The sequence below is a fragment of the Gelidibacter mesophilus DSM 14095 genome, assembly GCF_000423005.1.
GTDB classification, from domain to species: domain Bacteria; phylum Bacteroidota; class Bacteroidia; order Flavobacteriales; family Flavobacteriaceae; genus Gelidibacter; species Gelidibacter mesophilus.
In genome coordinates this window covers 375,387-394,822 of record NZ_AUHD01000004.1, presented here as the reverse complement: position 1 = coordinate 394,822, position 19,436 = coordinate 375,387, and the positions used below count along the sequence as shown (strand labels likewise).

General features: G+C 35.9%; 20 protein-coding genes and 1 other RNA gene. 11 read left to right on the top strand and 10 right to left on the bottom strand.

All coding sequences use genetic code 11. From position 1 onward, the window contains the following. Positions 1-44 precede the first annotated feature (44 nt). Genes G525_RS0105105 through rlmD form a run of 3 tightly spaced genes read right to left on the bottom strand, consistent with a single transcriptional unit; the run spans position 45 to position 2,764 of the window. Complete coding sequence (locus G525_RS0105105; protein ID WP_157491884.1) at positions 45-791, bottom strand: DUF6048 family protein; 747 nt, start codon at positions 789-791, stop codon at positions 45-47. After that, entirely contained in the window at positions 763-1,299 is a 537-nt protein-coding gene (locus G525_RS0105100) for a DUF6452 family protein (RefSeq protein ID WP_027125193.1), read from the bottom strand. Before G525_RS0105100 ends, G525_RS0105105 begins: the two co-directional genes overlap by 29 nt. 55 nt (positions 1,300-1,354) lie before the next feature. Further along, positions 1,355-2,764: a 23S rRNA (uracil(1939)-C(5))-methyltransferase RlmD gene (gene rlmD / locus G525_RS0105095; protein ID WP_027125192.1), complete on the bottom strand. Its 1,410-nt coding sequence runs from the start codon at positions 2,762-2,764 to the stop codon at positions 1,355-1,357. A 315-nt stretch (positions 2,765-3,079) separates the two neighbouring features. Here rlmD and rocD point away from each other — a divergent pair, with 315 nt between their 5' ends. Continuing rightward, on the top strand, positions 3,080-4,330 hold the full coding sequence (rocD, locus tag G525_RS0105090) for an ornithine--oxo-acid transaminase (protein WP_027125191.1): 1,251 nt from the start codon (positions 3,080-3,082) through the stop codon (positions 4,328-4,330). 2 nt (positions 4,331-4,332) lie between these two features. Continuing rightward, positions 4,333-4,779, top strand: a complete 447-nt coding sequence (locus G525_RS0105085; protein ID WP_027125190.1) for a DUF5362 family protein — start codon at positions 4,333-4,335, stop codon at positions 4,777-4,779. A 67-nt stretch (positions 4,780-4,846) separates the two neighbouring features. On the opposite strand, the gene G525_RS0105080 is transcribed toward G525_RS0105085, so the two are convergent. Further along, entirely contained in the window at positions 4,847-5,182 is a 336-nt protein-coding gene (locus G525_RS0105080; RefSeq protein WP_027125189.1) for a CCC motif membrane protein, read from the bottom strand. Positions 5,183-5,193: 11 nt separating this feature from the next. Then, the gene (locus G525_RS0105075) at positions 5,194-5,493 is read right to left on the bottom strand and encodes a DUF2752 domain-containing protein (RefSeq protein ID WP_027125188.1); all 300 of its coding nucleotides are present in this window, start codon (positions 5,491-5,493) and stop codon (positions 5,194-5,196) included. A 123-nt stretch (positions 5,494-5,616) separates the two neighbouring features. On the opposite strand from G525_RS0105075, the gene G525_RS0105070 reads away from it, so the two are divergent. Both G525_RS0105070 and G525_RS0105065 read left to right on the top strand, forming a co-directional pair. After that, positions 5,617-5,820 carry a hypothetical protein gene (locus G525_RS0105070; RefSeq protein WP_027125187.1) on the top strand — a complete coding sequence of 68 codons (204 nt, stop codon included), beginning with the start codon at positions 5,617-5,619 and terminating at the stop codon, positions 5,818-5,820. Next, the gene (locus tag G525_RS0105065) at positions 5,817-6,377 is read left to right on the top strand and encodes a Smr/MutS family protein (protein ID WP_027125186.1); all 561 of its coding nucleotides are present in this window, start codon (positions 5,817-5,819) and stop codon (positions 6,375-6,377) included. Before G525_RS0105070 ends, G525_RS0105065 begins: the two co-directional genes overlap by 4 nt. Before the next feature lie 195 nt (positions 6,378-6,572). Here G525_RS0105065 and G525_RS20310 read toward each other — a convergent pair whose 3' ends face one another. Continuing rightward, positions 6,573-7,499 carry a hypothetical protein gene (locus G525_RS20310; RefSeq protein WP_157491883.1) on the bottom strand — a complete coding sequence of 309 codons (927 nt, stop codon included), beginning with the start codon at positions 7,497-7,499 and terminating at the stop codon, positions 6,573-6,575. Positions 7,500-7,651: 152 nt separating this feature from the next. Here G525_RS20310 and G525_RS0105055 point away from each other — a divergent pair, with 152 nt between their 5' ends. The 3 genes from G525_RS0105055 to G525_RS21635 are packed head-to-tail and all read left to right on the top strand — an operon-like array spanning position 7,652 to position 9,393. After that, complete coding sequence (locus G525_RS0105055) at positions 7,652-8,791, top strand: cysteine desulfurase family protein (protein WP_027125185.1); 1,140 nt, start codon at positions 7,652-7,654, stop codon at positions 8,789-8,791. 16 nt (positions 8,792-8,807) lie between these two features. Continuing rightward, on the top strand, positions 8,808-9,161 hold the full coding sequence (locus G525_RS21640; RefSeq protein ID WP_051209804.1) for a hypothetical protein: 354 nt from the start codon (positions 8,808-8,810) through the stop codon (positions 9,159-9,161). A 4-nt stretch (positions 9,162-9,165) separates the two neighbouring features. Beyond that, positions 9,166-9,393 (top strand): CHAP domain-containing protein, encoded by a 228-nt coding sequence (locus G525_RS21635; protein WP_051209803.1) that lies wholly within the window; start codon positions 9,166-9,168, stop codon positions 9,391-9,393. Between the two features lie 175 nt (positions 9,394-9,568). Here G525_RS21635 and G525_RS0105045 read toward each other — a convergent pair whose 3' ends face one another. Together G525_RS0105045 and G525_RS0105040 are read right to left on the bottom strand one after the other, a co-directional pair. Then, on the bottom strand, positions 9,569-12,001 hold the full coding sequence (locus tag G525_RS0105045) for a TonB-dependent receptor (RefSeq protein ID WP_027125184.1): 2,433 nt from the start codon (positions 11,999-12,001) through the stop codon (positions 9,569-9,571). A 42-nt stretch (positions 12,002-12,043) separates the two neighbouring features. Further along, positions 12,044-13,729, bottom strand: coding sequence for a M23 family metallopeptidase (locus G525_RS0105040; RefSeq protein ID WP_027125183.1), 1,686 nt, complete (start codon positions 13,727-13,729; stop codon positions 12,044-12,046). A gap of 343 nt (positions 13,730-14,072) precedes the next feature. Here G525_RS0105040 and G525_RS0105030 point away from each other — a divergent pair, with 343 nt between their 5' ends. The 4 genes from G525_RS0105030 (at position 14,073) to rny (ending at position 16,675) form a co-directional block, all read left to right on the top strand. Next, positions 14,073-14,363: a hypothetical protein gene (locus tag G525_RS0105030; RefSeq protein WP_027125182.1), complete on the top strand. Its 291-nt coding sequence runs from the start codon at positions 14,073-14,075 to the stop codon at positions 14,361-14,363. Positions 14,364-14,380: 17 nt separating this feature from the next. Then, entirely contained in the window at positions 14,381-14,674 is a 294-nt protein-coding gene (locus G525_RS0105025; protein ID WP_027125181.1) for a cell division protein ZapA, read from the top strand. A gap of 54 nt (positions 14,675-14,728) precedes the next feature. Beyond that, positions 14,729-14,836: non-coding RNA, 6S RNA (ssrS, locus tag G525_RS22005), on the top strand. A gap of 261 nt (positions 14,837-15,097) precedes the next feature. After that, on the top strand, positions 15,098-16,675 hold the full coding sequence (gene rny / locus G525_RS0105020; protein ID WP_027125180.1) for a ribonuclease Y: 1,578 nt from the start codon (positions 15,098-15,100) through the stop codon (positions 16,673-16,675). Positions 16,676-16,718: 43 nt separating this feature from the next. Here rny and G525_RS20300 read toward each other — a convergent pair whose 3' ends face one another. Beyond that, positions 16,719-17,861: a sensor histidine kinase gene (locus G525_RS20300; protein ID WP_051209802.1), complete on the bottom strand. Its 1,143-nt coding sequence runs from the start codon at positions 17,859-17,861 to the stop codon at positions 16,719-16,721. A gap of 347 nt (positions 17,862-18,208) precedes the next feature. Further along, a complete protein-coding gene (locus tag G525_RS0105010) occupies positions 18,209-19,372 on the bottom strand; it encodes a sensor histidine kinase (RefSeq protein ID WP_035479019.1) in 1,164 nt (387 codons plus the stop codon). Positions 19,373-19,436: the final 64 nt, after the last annotated feature.

Below are 19,436 nucleotides of genomic sequence, written 5' to 3'. Positions count from 1 at the left end.
TTAATTTATAAAATGATTGTGGGAATTAATGTATTTGTCAGAAATTAATCTTCGACTGTAATTTTTTTGTTTTTCTTAAATATAGGAATCAAATAGGAGACATTGTACCCAAATCCGAACCCAAATCGGCCACTGTCGAAAGTTCTGTTAAAGCCGGGAATGAATAAGTTTTCAAAATTATACGGTTCATCCTCTGCGACAAGACCTTTGAGTTGTGCATTGATGCCTATAAATAAATTGGTGACAATTTCTGCTTTAATACCCACAACGAATTCTATCCAAACCGCAGATAAACCTTTATATTCCTGTAAATCTGAAGACATAAAAGGCGTGTCGTAATATTGATCAGTTGTATAAACCTTGTAACTGTTCAGGTTTTGGCTAAATGTACTCGCGCCGACCCTTAATCCTGTATAGATGAGATTCTCCATATCAAGCCAATTTCTGTACATATTATAGTCTATTCCAGCTTTGAAGTAGCTGCCTGTGGCGGTCACGTCCAAATAGTCATTTTTCATGGACCGTTCTTCAGTGCCTAATTCGCCTGCGAAATATAGTTTTTGAGTAAGCCGATAATCTCCTGAAATTTCAAATCCCTTATAATCATCATCTATAAAAGAACGAACTAATTTGCCAACATCGCCACCCAAGCGCAAGCCATACTTTTGTTTAACAATAATGGTATCATTAACAGGATCTTTTATAATATCTTGATTTTCTTGAGCAAATGTTGATAGGGGCAACACCAACAAAAGAACCAGATTAGTGATAAATATTGATATGCGCTGCATCTTCATTGTTTATGGTGGTATTTATAACTTCAATATCTATGATCCAGTTGATCGCATCTGTCTCACGAATTGCGCTAAGGTTGTTAAAGATGCTTTTGTAGCCACAGGCCCGCGATACATAAATGAGTTCAGGAGTGTAATTTATTTCAATGATATCAGCGTTTGCAGCCGTTGTTGGAATAGAATCGGTTGCATAATCTTGGTCTCTGGTAAGAACAAATCGGGAGGTGTTTACATTGTCCAAGGCATCCACTCTTAAAGGCAATACGAGTGAATCCACAGTTTTGTCGTTAAGGATATAATTTGGATTGTCTTCTGCAGTCACATTCATGCGTCGTACCGTTTTAAGTTCGCTTCTATTATTGATGTTATAAAAGCGAACAATTAAATGTGGCGTTGTTGGCGTAGTTGAGGCACAAATATCATCCCGCTCACAACTCCATAAACCGGCAATAACTGCCAAAGAGAATAAAATTTTTATATACTTGTTGAAGGTGTTCTGTTTCAAGTTGCTATAGTTTCTCGTTTAAATTTCAATCTTTCGTCCTCAGTCTTCAATCCGCTCATCTTTTTTCCAAAAGTACAACATTTTCTACATGATGTGTTTGTGGGAACATATCAACCGGTTGCACTTTTGTGACTTTATACATTGCATCCATCATCTCTAAATCTCTAGCCTGCGTTGCACTGTTGCAGCTAACGTATACCACTTTTTTAGGGGCGATATTTAAGAGTTGTTGCACCACATCTTTATGCATTCCGTCACGAGGAGGATCGGTAATAATCACATCGGGATGACCATGTTGGGTAATGAAATCTGCATTAAAAACGTTTTTCATATCCCCCACATAAAACTCAACGTTGTCAATACCATTTAATTGTGCATTTTCTTTGGCAGCGGTTATGGCATCAGCTACGGATTCAACGCCAATCACTTTCTTTGCATTTTTAGCAACAAATTGCGCAATTGTTCCGGTGCCTGTATATAAATCATAAACCATTTCATCGCCTTTTAAATCTGCGAAGTCTCGGGTTATTTTATAAAGTTCATAAGCTTGGTCAGAATTGGTTTGATAGAAAGATTTAGCATTGATTTTAAATTTCAAGCCTTCCATTTCTTCAAAAATATGATCCTCTCCTTTATAACAAATCACTTCCTGATCGTAAATCGTATCATTTGCTTTTCCGTTGATGACATATTGCAAGGAGGTAATTTCAGGGAACTTTTCGGCGATATAATCCATTAGCAAAATACGATTGGCCTTATCTTCCTTAAAAAATTGAAAAAGTACCATAATATCACCGGTGGATGACGTGCGTAGCATCATGGTTCTTAAAAAGCCGGTTTGGTTACGTGTATTAAAAAACGCCATGCCATGTTTTACCGCAAAATCCTTAACTGAATTTCTAATGGCATTGGACGGATCTGCCTGTAACCAGCATTTTTCAATATCAAGAATTTTATCCCACATTCCAGGGATATGGAAACCAAGTGCATTTTTATCGTCCAATTCCACATCAGAACGAATTTCTTCTAAAGTCAACCAGCGGCTATCACTAAAAGAAAACTCCATTTTATTTCTATAAAAATAATCTTTAGCAGACCCTAAAATTGGTGTAATTTCGGGAAGTTCTAGATGACCAATACGTTTGAGGTTATTCTCAACTTCCTTTTGCTTATAGAACAACTGGTATTCATAAGCCATATCCTGCCATTTACAGCCACCGCAAACTCCAAAATGCTGACATCTTGGTTCGGTACGTTTATCAGAATATTCATGGAATTTAATAGCATTGCCTTCATAATATGATTTACGTTTTTTAAAAGTTTCTACGTCAACCACATCTCCCGGAACTACATTTTGTAAAAAGATTACTGCACCATCAGGTGACTTCGCTACAGATTTTCCTTTAGCACCAGCATCAAGTACTAGAATATTCTCAAAGATTTGTTTTTTATTTCGTCTTCCCATGGCGCAAAAATAGTGAAACCAATTGCGATTTGCGAATTAGAAATTGCGATTTTGTAAGTATTATTTGAAATAATATTTCACTTTCGATGTTGTAAAATCGCCTATAAAATTTTTTGGAGGTTTAATTATTTGCTAATTTGCGAACCCTTAGGGATGATTTCTCTCCCACGCTGCTTTTTCGAACACTATCGAAAGAATAAAGGTATAGAAGGAATGGTTATTTTACTCGCTTAGCGAGATTTAATTATGAATGTTTGCTGTTGAGAAGCTGTCAAGCAATGTCTTTTAAGACATAAACCTTAAATTCTTATTAAAATGGCTGTTTTAGACCAATTAACATCGCAAGAAGCGATCGATTTAGAAAACAAGTATGGTGCACATAATTACCATCCGCTACCGGTAGTACTGAGTAAAGGAGAAGGTGTGCATGTTTGGGATGTTGAAGGAAAACAATATTATGATTTTCTTTCTGCCTATTCCGCTGTCAACCAAGGGCATTGCCACCCTAAGATCATCGCCGCTATGGTGGCGCAAGCACAGACTTTAACCTTAACGTCGCGTGCATTTCATAACGATATCTTAGGAGTATTTGAAGCATATGTTACCAAATACTTTGGATTTGATAAAGTATTGCCCATGAACACAGGTGCCGAAGCTGTAGAAACGGCCTTAAAAATTTGTCGAAAATGGGCTTATGAAGTGAAAGGCATTGCCAATCATGAAGCTGAGATTATAGTATGTGAAAACAATTTCCACGGTAGGACCACCACGATCATTTCATTTTCCAATGATCCAGTGGCTCGTAAACATTTTGGACCTTTCACGGAGGGTTTTATAAAAATTGAGTATGATAATTTGCAGGCATTGGAAACCACTTTAAAAAGCAATCCAAATGTTGCAGGATTTTTAGTGGAACCTATTCAAGGTGAGGCTGGTGTCTATGTGCCCAGTGAAGGATATTTGTTACAAGCAAAAGCCTTATGTGTAAAGTACAATGTTTTGTTTATTGCAGATGAAGTGCAAACTGGAATTGGTAGAACGGGCAAACTTTTGGCGGTTGATCATGAAAACGTTAAGCCAGATATCCTAATTTTAGGAAAGGCTTTAAGTGGGGGCGCCTATCCCGTGAGTGCGGTATTGGCTGCAAATGCAGTAATGAATGTCATTCAACCGGGTAATCATGGCAGTACCTTTGGCGGAAATCCGGTGGCGGCTGCAGTAGCCATGGCTGCTCTAGAAGTGATTAAAGATGAAGATTTGGCGGAAAATGCAGAGCGCTTGGGACAAATTTTTAGAAGTGAGTTGAATGGGTATATAAAAAACAGTTCCATTGCAAAATTGGTAAGAGGGAAAGGCTTATTGAATGCTATTGTAATTAATGATAGTGAAGATAGCGATACTGCCTGGAACATCTGTCTGGCTTTGCGTGACAATGGGCTTTTGGCTAAACCAACACATGGCAACATTATTCGTTTTGCCCCGCCGTTGGTGATCAATGAGAAACAACTTTTAGACTGTGTCAATATTATTATAAGTACATTAAAACAATTTGAAACCAATTCGTAATTATGGAACAAAAATCTGCTTTTGAAACTTTTGAGTTGAATCTTCCACCGGTAATCTTAGGGTATTTAAAAGAAACGTCTTCGTGGACTTATTTTTTATCAATTTTAGGGTTTGTGGGGATCGGCTTGATGATTCTTGGCGGTATCTTCTTTAGTTTGTTCATGGGACTTATGCCAGGAGGAAATCCGTATGAAGGCTTGGGTGTGGATATGTCCTATTTTGGATTTATTTATATTGTCATAGCATTAGTTTACTTTTTTCCTGTGCTGTATCTTTTTAATTTCTCACGAAAAATGAAAAGTGCGCTTAGTTCCAACAATAATGACACTTTGACCGCGGCGTTTTCAAACTTGAAATCGCATTATAAGTTTGTTGGCATTTTTGCCATTGCCATAATCAGTTTATATGTATTGGTTTTTGTTTCTGCACTGATTGGTGGAATAATGTAAATTATTTCAAAATAATCCATAAAAAAGGCGGCTAACTCATATTTAACCGCCTTTTTTCATTATTAGATTATTGTGCATTTCCTTCATTGAACCCTCTCATGATTTCTTCCTGCATTTGCTGTATGCCGTCATATCCAATCGTTGAGAACAACCATATAGCGTAAATTAGGTAAATACCATTCAAGGCAATCCCAATAATAGCAAGAATTCTTCCTGTTTTTACATTTTGGAACCCTGTGTATAATTCTGGATCTGCAGCATAAACAGCAGTGGCTTTATTGGCTAGAACCACAGCGATGATACCCAAGGGTAAACCAATAATACCATAGCAACAACAGGTAACTATTGATAAAATTCCGAAGACTAAAATAAGCGTTGCATTAGGTAATTGTTGTTTTTCCATTTGATTGGTTTTTAGTTGATTATTTTGATTAGATAACTGATGACTACAATACTGACGTTTAAGATGATCAAGCCCATCTTGATGCTATAATCGTATTTGAATTTGATAAACAGGTTAAATATAAGAAAAAGTGCCAATAAAAATAGCGTATAAATAGCGGGATACATTTTAAAAGCCAATACAAAATCTCCTTGAAACATTAAGATGGTGGCACGTTGTATACCACAGCCCAAACATTCAATGCCAAAGAGTTCCTTATTAAGACAAGGCATCATGAAATCTTCTGGTTTAAAGAGCTTAATAAAGGTCATACACAAATGTATAAAAAGAAAGGAATTATCAAACAGATTTTTAAAGCTTAGATTTGCCGGAAACCAATGCCGTTTTGAATCTAAATGTTTAATTTCGTGGTTTACAGTAAAAACAGCTATTCTATGAACATGTCAAGAGTAATCAATCTTTTATTAATAATCGTTGGTGGATTTGTTGCCATTTACGCCAAAGCTGGAATGGATCAAAACCAATATGTGCTCATAGGAGGAATCATGATTTTAATGATTGGAGTGTATCGTATTTCAAAAAGAATTCCTAGTAAAAATGACCGAGAAACTTCCAATGATAAAGACGAGAAGCTATGAGTTTAGAAGTAGGAAATAAAGTTGCTGTTTTGGATGAAGCTATTTCTGGAACGGTTGCGAAAATTGAGGGAAAGACGGTTTTTATTGAAACGGAAGATGGTTTTCTTCTCGATTTTCAAGTTCATGAATTGCTTAAATTGGAAGAAAGGGATACCTTGAAATCTAATATTTTTTCTGAACATTCCATTAATGAAGTTATGTCAGAAAAGGAACAGAATACCAAACGAAAGTCTGTAAAGGTAAAACCTAAGGAGCGCAACCAACCGGCAATGGAAGTCGATTTGCACATCCATAATCTCACAAAAAACGAACGTCATTTATCTAATTATGATATGTTGACGCTTCAACTGGATACCGCAAAGAAACAATTGGAATTTGCAATCAATAAGCGCGTCCAAAAAATTGTGTTTATCCACGGCGTTGGAGAGGGTGTTTTAAAAATGGAATTGGAAACACTTTTTGGACGTTATGATAACGTCAAATTCTATGCTGCCGATTTTCAAAAATATGGATTGGGAGCCATGGAGGTTTATATCTATCAGAATGTACCGCAATAAATTTCGTTCGATTTTAATTGAACGCTGATAATTAATATTGATTTTGAGATAATCACGGATTTATCTGTTAATAATCCACTTACCCGTATAAATATAAGCACCAGATAGTTTAGTGGCCCTTGTCAAAATGGAATTTGGTGCTTTTAATTTGGGAGTTTATGATCATAACACTACAAGGAAAGCATTAAGTGTTTCCTATTTGGCATCTTTAATTTCACTCTCTTTAATGACGCTGTATTTAAAGGTTCCAAAATCAAGTTCAGTTAAACTGATAATATCTAAATTCACATTGCTGATGTAAAATTTGATAGTGAACGTGCGTCTGAATTGGTTTTTATTTAGCTTATCGTAATCAAAAGAATCTTTAGCTACGGCATCAAGGTATCTTGCAATGGTTGGCGTAGGAGAACTTTCATCACGGTCATCCATAGGGTTCCCGTTCATATTCTCATCTTCATGTCGCGTTAAAACGCCGTCACCATCGTCATCCTCATCCAAATAATCTGGAATGCCATCACCATCTGTATCTTGGGCTTTTGAGAGACCATCAGCTTCAGTATAATTGTGCTTTTCGTCTTTAGTCAAAACGTTGTCATTATCGTCATCAGCATCTAAGTAGTCTGGAATGCCATCGCCGTCTGAATCTGTCGGGTTGGTTGCAGGATCGTTATCACCATCGAGATTCGCATCTTCTATATTGCTTGGAATTCCATCATCGTCATCATCAACATAAGTTGTTATCACATAGACTGTACCTGATGTAGCCGCATAATCATTAAGAATATTTGTGTTGGCATCAGGTAAGAGATTGCATATTAAATTTGTAGGATTGCCATCATAGGTTCTATAATTGAATTTCGTATTGGTTCCATTTATAGTTAATGTACTTTCGTAATTGTTTGTGGGAGGATTAAAAATGAGACTTGTTGTGGAATTATTAGGAAAAATGAGACTTAAAGACTCCGACGGGTCTGTTTTTGTATCGAACAAGAAATAAACTGTAGGATCTAAATTACATATCTCCAACGTTCTATCAAAATCCAATTCTACTTCAATGATGTCACCATCATCACATGCAGAAACCAATAAACATAGACATAAAAAATAAAGTAATTTTCGCATTCCAATCAATTTAAGAGCAAAAATAAGGCATTTGCCAATTTATAACGTCTCATCTTCAAAATAATTTTATTTGCAGTACTTTTGCGGATTGAAAGCTAATTTTAAGAGTTGAAAGAGCTTTCGAAATGATGGATTAAACAGAAATTTTAAAAATGAAAAACGTTTATTTTGATAATGCAGCAACAACAGCCATAAGAGATGGCGTGGTTGATCGTATGACTGAAGTGATGCGCACGCAGTATGGCAATGCTTCTTCAACACATAGTATTGGGCGTTCTGCAAAATCACTGATGGAAACCTCTCGAAAATCTATTGCTTCATTTTTTAATGTCCATGCGTCAGAAATTGTGTTTACAGCGGGCGGTACGGAAGCCGATAATCTGGTTTTATTGAGTGCCGTGAGAGATTTGGACGTCACTGAAATTATTACCAGTAAATTGGAGCATCATGCGGTTTTACATACCGTCGAGCATCTTCAAAAGCAATATGATATTTCCATTACGTACGTGAAATTACATGAAAATGGAATGGTGGATTTTAACGATCTAGAACAGTTATTGCAATCTCCCAACAAGAAATTGGTCAGTCTCATGCATATCAATAATGAGATAGGCAATAAATTAGATCTCAAAAAAGCAGCAGATCTTTGTAAGGCTAACCACACGCTATTCCATAGTGATACGGTGCAATCTGTAGGACATTACAAATTGGACTTACAGGATATTCCTCTTGATTTTTTAGCAGCGAGTGCTCATAAATTCCATGGTCCAAAAGGTGTTGGTTTTGCTTTTATCAGAAAGGGATCTGGAATAAAAGCATCAATTTTTGGAGGAGAGCAGGAGCGAGGTTTTCGTGCCGGTACTGAGTCTATCCATAATATTGTAGGAATGGAGAAAGCTTTGAAATTGAGTTATGCTCATTTGGAGAAAGAGCGCTTGCAGATTTTAGAACTTAAAACCTATTTTATTGGGAAGTTGAAAGCATTATCTCCAAAAATGATGTTTAATGGAAATTGCGGCAACCTTGATGAAAGCACTTACACTTTGATCAATGTGTGTTTGCCTGTGGCTCCTGAAAAAGGTGGGATGCTTCATTTTCAATTGGATTTGAAAGGAATTGCCTGTTCTAAGGGTTCTGCGTGTCAAAGTGGGAGCAATCAAAATTCGCATGTGCTTTCTGAAATATTATGTACGGAGAATCTCTTAAAACCTTCCGTTAGATTTTCGTTGTCATGTTTTAATACTAAGGACGAGGTAGATTACGTCATTAATGCATTAAAGGAATTCGTTTAAAAACGGCTCTTATCTATTGATTGCCTATATTTTGGTCTCTTGCAAAAGAGAGCACAATAATATTCAGGTGGTTTTGCCAGCAAATCAAATTCAAGAAAAATCGGCCCCAAGACATTATGATGCAACACAAATAGTGGACATCTTAAAGGTCTTTAATAATGTGTATGTATTTTACAATAATAGTATGACCAACATGTCTGGCAGATACTTAAGCAAAGACGGTTATAATCTGGGATTAAAATGGCAAAGTGTAGAATTCGTTAAACATTATTATGTGTCCTGTTTAAATCATGAAATGCCAGTAAGTTATGGGCACGCCAAAGATTTTTTTAATCGTACTTTAAACGATAATCATAAAAAACAAAGCTAGAGATTTGATTCAGGATATTAATGGAAGTCAATTAAAACCTGAGGTTAACGATTTGGTTGTTTTTGACGACACCATTTTTAATCGATTTGGACATGTCTCTATAATTTTAGAAGTGAATGAAAACTCCATTGAAATTGTTCAACAAAATGTTGGGAAAGAGTCTTGGGAGAATTTCAAACTGCGGTTTAAAAATAACGAATGGACTATTGAGGACTCTCATGTTTTGGGATAGTTGAAAAAATAGATTGATAGGTAAAACCCTCATAACACTGGTTTTAATTGATCAATACAAATTTTATATTGAATTACAAATTGAGTCGATCTAAAAAATATAGATTTCAACCACGCTGTGCCTCCGCGCCTCTGAGAGAAATAAGAAAGAGAAAAGTGGGTCAAGTAAGATAGTCCTAGAATCTCATAGACATTCGCACATTAAATACGCGCGGACTCAAATAATTAGGAATGGCATATTGGCGTTTGCTATAAACGTCCCTTACCCATGTATTTGTGATAGAGTTTTGAACATCAAACATATTAAAGACTTCCACACCAATGGTCAACTCTTTAAATGCATTTTTCCATTTGGCTTTGTAGGTTTTCTCTCCGCTAACAATGGCATAGGAGAATCCTACATCGGCGCGCTTATAGTCCCGCAATCGGTTTTGGTAGTCATAAGGATCAGCATAACTAGGAGAGCCTCCCGGAACCCCAGTGTTATAAACTAAATTTAAGTACACTTTTAACTCCTGGATATTGGGCACATAGTCCTGAAACAATATGCCAAATTTCAAACGTTGGTCGGTAGGTCTTGCAATATAGCCGCGGTCTTCAATGTTTTCCTCGGTTTTTAAATACCCAAAACTAAACCATGACTCTGTACCTGGAACAAATTCGCCGTTCAATCTAAAATCAAAACCATAGGCATAAGCCTTGGCGTTATTGGTGGCGCGATATCTGATTCTTACATTTTCTAAGGTGTACGGATTAACATCTGTCAAATGCTTGTAATAAGCTTCAGATACCAATTTAAAAGGGCGGTCCCACATTTTAAAACTGTATTCATTGGCCAAAATAAGATGCATTGATTTTTGGGCCTTCACATCAGGCCTGACGACTCCTGAAGAATCCCTGAGCTCTCTATAAAAAGGAGGTTGGTAATAAACGCCACCGGCAATCCGGAACAGCATGTCTTTATCCCAATCAGGTTTAATGGCAAATTGCGCTCTTGGACTAAAAACGGTTTGAGTAGTGCTTTCTATACCGTCCCCATTTACGGTCCAATTATGCGCTCTTACTCCAAAATTGTAAAACACCTCATTATTTCCTAATTCTGAACGCCTGCTCCATTGTGCATAGGCCTGAATTCGGTCAATTTGTACATAATTGGTGGCACGAACATTTTGAAAAGCGACTAAAGGGCCTTGATAAGGCTGGTACGGTTGGTCATTAAAGGCATCTGATTTGGGTGGATTAATTGAAAATCCGGCAGAGTCGATGACTTCCCATTCCACCAATCGGTCCCGAACATCTTCATGGGTGTACTTAATGGACCACTCAAAGGTATTATCGTCCAACTGATAATCGCCTTTATGCTCAATGTTGGTAATTAGGGCATCCAGATCGTTTCTGGCGTGTGTCAGTTGTGCACCGATACCTTCGCTAAATTCAACGTCACCGAGATTCTCATCACCTATATTACTGTTCACTTCACCCAATCGGTATTGCGCCAAAATATCAAAATATTCTTCTTCTGTGGTGTGATATGTTGAAGCAATCAGTTTTAAGGTCAGGTCGTCACTCGCAAAATAATTCGCCTTAAGAGCTCCAAAATAAGTTTTGTAAGCATCTTTTTCCTGACCATCATAATAGACCAATAATGCCATCGGATTCGCTATGGTTCCAAAATTGGTTTGTCGATTCTGTGGTTGAAAATCATAGGTGTTGCTGGAAATGTTACCCAAAAAGTTAACTTCAAATTTATCAGTAAACCTATAGGTCAGATAAGTTTGAACATCAGCAAATATCGGTTTTACTATGCCTTCCGTTTCTAGGGAATTCAATACTAAACTATTGTCTCGGTATCTCATCCCAATAATACCTGATAATTTTGAGTCTTTTGTTACCGCTTCCGCAGATACGCTGCCACCCATTAATGAGATGTCAGCATTCATACCAAATTTTATCGGATTCCTGTAGGTGATATCTAAAACCGATGATAGTTTGTCGCCGTATTTTGCTTGAAATCCACCTGCTGAAAAATCGACGTTTTGGACTAAATCAGAATTTACAAAACTCAGGCCTTCTTGCTGTCCAGATCGCACTAAAAACGGTCTATAAACTTCAATGTCATTAACATAAACCAAGTTTTCGTCAAAATTGCCACCTCGTACTGAATATTGCGTGCTCAACTCATTGGAGATGTTGACTCCAGGTAAGGTTTTTAAAATATTTTCCACGCCGGGTTGTGCGCCTTTAATGTTGCGAATCATGGCAGGCGCAATGGTGGTAATGCCCGATTCAGATTGCCGTTGATTTCCGTTAATAACCACGGTAGCAATTTGCTCAACATTGATATTCATCACCGGGTTGAATTCTATATCTTGTCCATTTTTAAGATTGAATTTGGCCACCACACGTTTGTACGAAATATGGGTAAACTCTACAATAATATCTGTGTTAATGGCAACTTTTAACTCGTAAAAACCGTTTTCATTGGTTGTAGTTCCTGAGTTATCCGAGATAATGCTGACATTGGAAATTGGTAAGTTGGCATCGTCTAGAATAATACCCTTGATGGTTGCGGTTTGCGACCAGCCTAAAAAAGGTAGAAAAAAAAGCATGGCGCGCAAGAGGTGAACATGTTGTTTCAAAGGGTTGCTGTTTTATTTTCTAAAAAATGTAGCTTCAAATGTAGAACTATTTCCCACATTGTCGGTTACAATAAGTTTCAATTCATTCTTGGTATCTGACACCACATTATCGTTAAAATCAAATGTTAAGGTGTTTGTCTTATATTCATATTCCATTAAAATCCACTTGCCATTAATGGTGGCCCTATAATTACTGATGCCCGAAAGATCATCAGTGATTTTAAATTTAAGGTAACGAAAATTGCTCAACCATTTTCCATTCTGAAAATTGATTGCTGAAATTTTAGGCCCCTGCGTGTCCATAACTAACGCATAAGTCCCTAGAGCATTCGAGGAAGCTGACAATATATTGTTCTGACTTTTTGTATGGAGATAACTCGGGTAGTTTTTGTAACCGATTAATTCTGCGATATAAAGTTTATCTTTTTCTGCATCTTTATAATTGCTGACATCATATTGGATTTTGACATTTTTTTGAAGTGGAATAATATCCTTGTGTAGATAAAGTGTATCGTTACTCACTTTAAAGTTGATAAATGTATCTTCATAGAAGCTGTTGGCAGGAAAGTAAACTTTGACATTTTTCTCATTCAAATTGGTGGGTTGTTCTGAGAAAATATAAATTTTGTCTTTAGAATCAATTTCTGTAGGAGTTTTTGAGATTGTTTTTCCATTGATCGGAATGGTGACCCAAGATTCATTGCCATGAAAATCGGTTATTCTAATTTTATAAACCGATGCGGTACTGTCTATAATTTTGACATAGCCATCATTATCAAGATTTTTATAAAGGCTTAGCACATTACCTTTTTCCACAAATAACTTTTGGATGCGGCTTTTTTTTGATTTATAGTATTCATAATCAAGAAATCGATTGATATGTCTTGTTTCATTAAAAGCAAATCGGTTAAAATCCATTTCAAATTTTCGTTGCCCATTAAAGAATGTTTCCAACCCATTGATGCCGTTTTGATTGACCGCTAGATCCTGCTGATCATAACTGATAATGCCAAATCCAATTGTACCATAAGCTTCAATACTTTCTACATTGTAATCTTTGTTTTTGTTGGGGATGAGACGCAGTTCAACCCTTCCTTTTTTACCATTTATAAATGAGTTGTCATCTTTTGTGTAGGCGTATACTCCTGAAACGAAAGGCGTTTTCTTATCCTGGATTTCAAGACCAAAAAGTAAGGGGTTGATGGTTCGTTCCTGTTGATCCCTAATTTCAAAGTGCAAATGAGGTCCGCCAGAACTCCCCGTATTACCAGAATATGCAATAATTTCATCAGCATTGACCTTTAACTCATCTACGGCCGGAGTCATTTCTACTTCGTAAGATTCATTTTGGTATTGTTTGGCCTTGACATAGGCTTCTATAATGGGTGCATAACTAGATAGGTGGCCATAAACGCTAGTGTAGCCATTGGGATGCGTCACATAAATTACCTTTCCATAGCCATAATGAGAAACTTTAATACGACTTATATAGCCTTCAGCAACAGTATAAACATTGAGACCTTCCCTTTGTTGGGTTTTTATGTCCATTCCTGAATGGAAATGATTCGTTCTTAGTTCAGCAAAAGTACCTGAAGGGATTATTGGAATATCCAACGGGCTTCTAAAATAATCTTTGGGATATTCTACTTGAGAAAACGCAAAAGTGGTGATAAATAGGGTAATAGATAATAATTTCATAGCGAGGTTTGAAAGGCTAAAAATATTAAAAAGTACGTAAAGCGCCTAAAGATAAGGGTATTTAAAGTTACGCCTTATTAATGTCACTTACGGTGCCCAAAATAAGCTGCTCAAAAAGTAAATTGCCCACAAGAACAGTATGCAATTTCAACATGAAGTACAACCAACACTTTTTATGGCCTTAAAAGATTACCGATTCTAAAAAGATGTAATCCTTGGTTAAGTTTAAGGATTGTAAGTGATTTAGGAATACCCGTTTAAAAATTTTCAAAATTTATGATAAAACAATTGTGATTTCTATTTAGGTATAGTAACTTTGTTTCATCAGTATTGAAATTTGTAAATGAGTAAAGTTGAAGATATTGTTGATTCTCTAGAGAATAAAATCAGCAAAGTTTTACATAAGCAAGAGGTTTTAAAACAAACCAATGCGAAGCTTTCTGAAGAATTGGCTAATTATCAGCAAAAGATTATTCAGCAACAGGAGGCATTGAGTTCATGGATTGAAAAATATGAAGCCCTCAAAATTGCAAATTCAATGTTGGGCAGTGATGAAAATAAACGAGAGACAAAGCTCAAGATTAATACATTAATAAGAGATATAGATTATTGTATTGCACAATTGTCTGAATAATGTAAGTATAGTATTTAATGTCAGAACAGCTAAAAATTAAGCTATCCATAGCCAACAGGGTGTATCCGTTAACGATTGCACCAGATCAGGAAGAAGGATTGCGAAAAGCCGCCAAGAAAATTGAAACTATGATCGGTCAATTTGAGCAGAATTATTCCGTGAGGGACAAACAAGATGTTTTGGCAATGTGTGCCTTGCAGTTTGCATCTCAAGTGGAACAAAAAATGATAGATAAAGACAATGTTAGTGAAGATGTCAAAAATAGATTAACCGCTTTAGACGATCTTCTTCATTCACATTTAAGCTCTTAACGTTCTTTAAAATAAAATAGGTTACTGCCTACATTAGTTATTTATATTTGATAAACTCAACGTTAATTCTTTAAAAAGGGTGAGTTTAAGTTGTAAAATCGAGCTGCCTTCGAGCAGATTTTTGATCAGCTTGTTAGCCCTAAACTTGTTTTTAAGGGGTTTATACAAAATTCGAAACTGATGTAGGCTTTTTTTTGTGATATAGTCAGACTTTTTTAAGATCTGTATATCTTTTTAAATGCCGATTTTTAGAATGATCTATTACTATTATCTAAACCTTTTTTTGAAGGTTTACAATATTGATTACTCCCTTTTTTGGGAACTATTACAGTTGTTAAGTTTTTTAATAGAGATTTAGCACTGCAAAATTCCCAATTTTACGGGATATTTGAATTATTTCAAATTTTTTAAACTAAACTGAACATGGATACGAATACAATTTTACTAATTGTTGGTGGCGTAGTATTAGGGATAATACTCGGATATATTGTCGCAAAGACATTGGAGAAAAACAATGCTTCAAATATTATTAAGAATGCTAAGGAAGAGTCTAATTCCATTTTAAAGATAGCAAACTCAGAAGGAGAAACTATTAAAAAAGACAAGCTTTTACAAGCTAAAGAAAAATTTATTGAACTAAAATCTGAACATGAGAAAATAATTTTATCCCGTGATAAAAAAATAGCTGAGGCTGAAAAGCGAACGCGAGACAAAGAATCTCAGGTGTCCAATGAATTGTCCAAGAACAAAAAGTTATCTCAAGAAATAGAGGAAAAAATCAAGGACTACGATTTTAGATTAGAGTTTTTGGAGAAAAAGAAAGAAGAAGTTGAAAAGGCTCATAAGAGCCAAATTAAGCAACTTGAGGTAATTTCTGCATTATCTGCTGAAGAAGCAAAATCACAGCTCATAGAGTCTCTTAAAAATGAAGCTAAGGCAGATGCCATGGCTTACATTCAGGATACTATGGAAGAAGCCAAACTTACCGCACAACAGGACGCCAAGAAAATAATTATCAATACCATTCAGCGTATAGGTACTGAAGAAGCTATTGATAATTGTGTTTCAGTTTTTAATATTGAATCAGATGATGTGAAAGGGCGAATTATAGGTAGAGAAGGTAGAAATATTCGGGCCATCGAAGCTGCGACAGGGGTGGAGATTATTGTGGATGATACCCCGGAAGCTATTATCTTATCTTGTTTTGACTCTGTAAGACGCGAAGTAGCGCGTTTATCGCTTCATAAATTGGTTACTGATGGAAGAATTCATCCGGCAAAAATTGAAGAAGTGGTCCAAAAGACGCAAAAGCAAATAGAGCAGGAGATCATTGAAGTTGGTAAGCGTACAATTATTGATTTAGGTATTCATGGATTGCATCCTGAATTGATAAAATTGGTTGGGCGTATGAAGTACCGCTCTTCTTATGGTCAAAACTTATTGCAGCATTCACGTGAAGTAGCTAAACTTTGTGGTGTGATGGCTGCTGAATTGGGCTTAAATCCTAAAATTGCGAAACGCGCCGGATTGCTCCATGATATTGGAAAAGTGCCAGATTCAGAAGCAGACATGGAAACGCCGCATGCTATTCTTGGAATGCAATGGGCTGAAAAATATGGTGAAAAACCAGAAGTTTGTAATGCCATTGGTGCCCATCATGATGAAATTGAAATGTCTACTTTGTTAGCGCCAATCGTTCAAGTCTGTGATGCGATTTCTGGTGCGAGACCAGGTGCAAGACGTCAGGTATTAGATTCTTATATCCAACGTTTAAAAGATTTGGAAGATGTTGCTTTTGGGTTTAATGGTGTCAATAAAGCCTATGCCATCCAAGCAGGTCGAGAATTAAGAGTAATGGTAGAAAGTGATCGTGTTTCTGATGAACAAGCGGCCAATCTATCTTTTGAGATCTCTCAAAAAATTCAAACCGATATGACTTATCCGGGACAGGTAAAAGTAACAGTGATACGAGAAACTAGAGCCGTAAATATTGCAAAATAAGTGTTTTTGTGAACAAATATTAAACAATGAAGTCTGACCTTGGTCAGGCTTTATTGTTTTTAACGTAAATCGTAAAAGTCGTTCCTTCACCAACTGTGCTATCCACAGTTATACGACCTCCAAAACTTTCAATCTGATTTTTAATCAGATAAAGACCAACACCTTCCGCATCCTCATTGTGATGGAACGTTTTGTAAAGTTCGAAGACGTCCTTTTTATATTTTTTTAAGTCAATACCTATCCCATTATCAGAAACAATGAGTTTATACTGTTTTTTGTCGTAGATACAATCAATAGAAATTACAGGATCTCTATCGGGATGTTTATATTTAATTGCATTTGAAAGCAGATTTTGGATGATGCTTTCAAAGTAAGAATAGTTATAATAAAGAAATATCTTTTTATTTATATTATTATGGATTGTAGCTCTGTTTTCGGTTATTACCAGGTCTAGTAATTTCAGAATACAATCTATTTCTTTACCAATATAAATCTTTTTTACCTGTTTGGATTTATTGTTTTGAACATGGACGACATCATGAAGATTGACTATTGTTTTTGTCAAGGAATGAGAGAGTGATTTTAAATGCTCCATGATTTCCTCTTTTTCTCCTGGGCCTTCAGTCTGATCATAAAACTCGAGTAAACTCTCAAAATTTGACGTATGTTGTTTGAGGTTATGTGTTACGATATGGGCAAAGCTTTTAAGCTTATTATTATGTTCTGTTACAATAATTAAAGCATCGTTGATCTTCTTTTCATTTAATTTTTGTGTCGTAATATCCGTATGGGTGCCAATAATTCTCTTTGGTTGATTGTCTGAATCCCATTCAACAATCTTGCCCCTGTCTCTAATCCATCTGTAGGTACCATCTTCACACCTTACGCGATGTTCATTTTCATACATTGGCTTTAATCCCTTTAAATGATCTTGAAAATCTTTATAATAAACCTCTTGATCATCGGGGTGCACGCGTTCATTCCACGCATTGACAGCTGAACCAAAAAACGGGTCTGAAACACCAATGATTTTCTTTGAACCTTCTGAAAAATAAACACGGTCTAAAACGGCATCAAATTCCCACATGCCAATGCCTGAATATTCTAGAGCCAATTGCCATTTGAGGTCGTCCACAAAAGTTGAATTTAAGTTTAATTGATGTGATCCCGATCTGAGTGAAGCCATAGCTCTTGCTTAAGTTAAAAAAACGAAGGTGGTTTTCACCTTACTGAAGGGTAAAACTTAGTTTAATGCTATAAGATTTTTATACTTAGGGGGATGTACAAGTGAAGTTAAGGTATTTTTTACGACTTTAAAAATGTTTTTTCCGCAGATACGCATATAATTTCATTGATTTTGGAAATAACGAATCATTTAGTCAATAAAACGCGCCTTTTTATCCTAATTATTTAAAATTTGACAGGATAAAATAGTAGAGCGCTCGATAAAATTGCGGTCTTGAACAGCACTACAAGTGGTCTGAAATATTAAGGATGGAATAAAGATATTAAACAGGTAGAATAGAGGTTAGATTATGCGTTTTTATGATAAGCCAGATTATTTTTTTTCTTATCAATAGTCACAATAAAGGTCGTTCCTTCACCAACAACACTCTGAACCTCAATTATGCCACCTAAATCCTCAATTTGATTTTTGGTAATATAAAGTCCAATGCCCTCAGCGTTATTATTACCATGAAAAGTTTTATAGAGATTAAACATTTCATGGCCATGTTTCTCAAGATCAATTCCAACGCCATTATCTTCAAGTGTAATTTTAATTCCAGTTTTGGTTTTTTTGACACCTATCGTAACGATAGGCTGCCTTTCTGGATGTGAATATTTTAATGCGTTGGAAGCTAGATTTAAGATAATGCTTTCCAAATAGGTTTCATTGCTGAAAAGTACAAGATCATCGCTGACCTTATTGTTAATAATCACATCTTTTTTAGCAATTTCAAATTGTAGAAATTCGATAACCTTATTTACGTATTTGTTGAAATTTAATGGGGCAATGTCAATTTTCGTATGAGATTGGCTGGCAACAATATCTTTTAAACTGCTTATCGTTTTTGTCAATGAATCTGAAACCGTGATCAGGTGTTGAATCATTTCATCTTTGCTTTCTTCATCTGTAGATTCTAAATAGAAACCAAGAAGGCTTTCAAAATTACCTGCATGTTCCTTCAGGTTGTGGGTTACGATATGCGCGAAATTGGTAAGTTTCTTATTTTGGTTCGTGATGACGCTCAAATCTTGCCTTAATCGTTCTTCATCCTCCTTTCTTTGAGTGATATCAATGGATGTGCCTATGAATTTTGAAGGAACTCTATGCTTGTCATACGCTATGATCTTTCCGGAGTCCAAGACCCACTTGTAGGTGCCATCTTTACTAATAATACGGTGTTCACTTCTGTATTCTTTGGTTTTGTTCAGAATGTAATTTTTTATGGAATGTTGAATCTGTTCCAGATCATCAGGGTGGATCCGCTGTTTCCAATCTATTTTGAGCAAATCCATTTCATCAACGTCGTAACCAAAAATTTTCTTGGATTCATTAGAGAGGTAGACTTTACTTTCTTGCATATTCCACTCCCACATGCCTATACGCGAATTGTCAAGAGCATATTTATATTTATAAATATCTAGCTGTTCTTTCTGTTCAACTTCAGCTGTCGCTTTGTGTAGAGGTATCATTATTATTGATTAGATTGGGAGGTATTGTAGCCTTAAATATATCTAATCACAGTTATAGAATCGA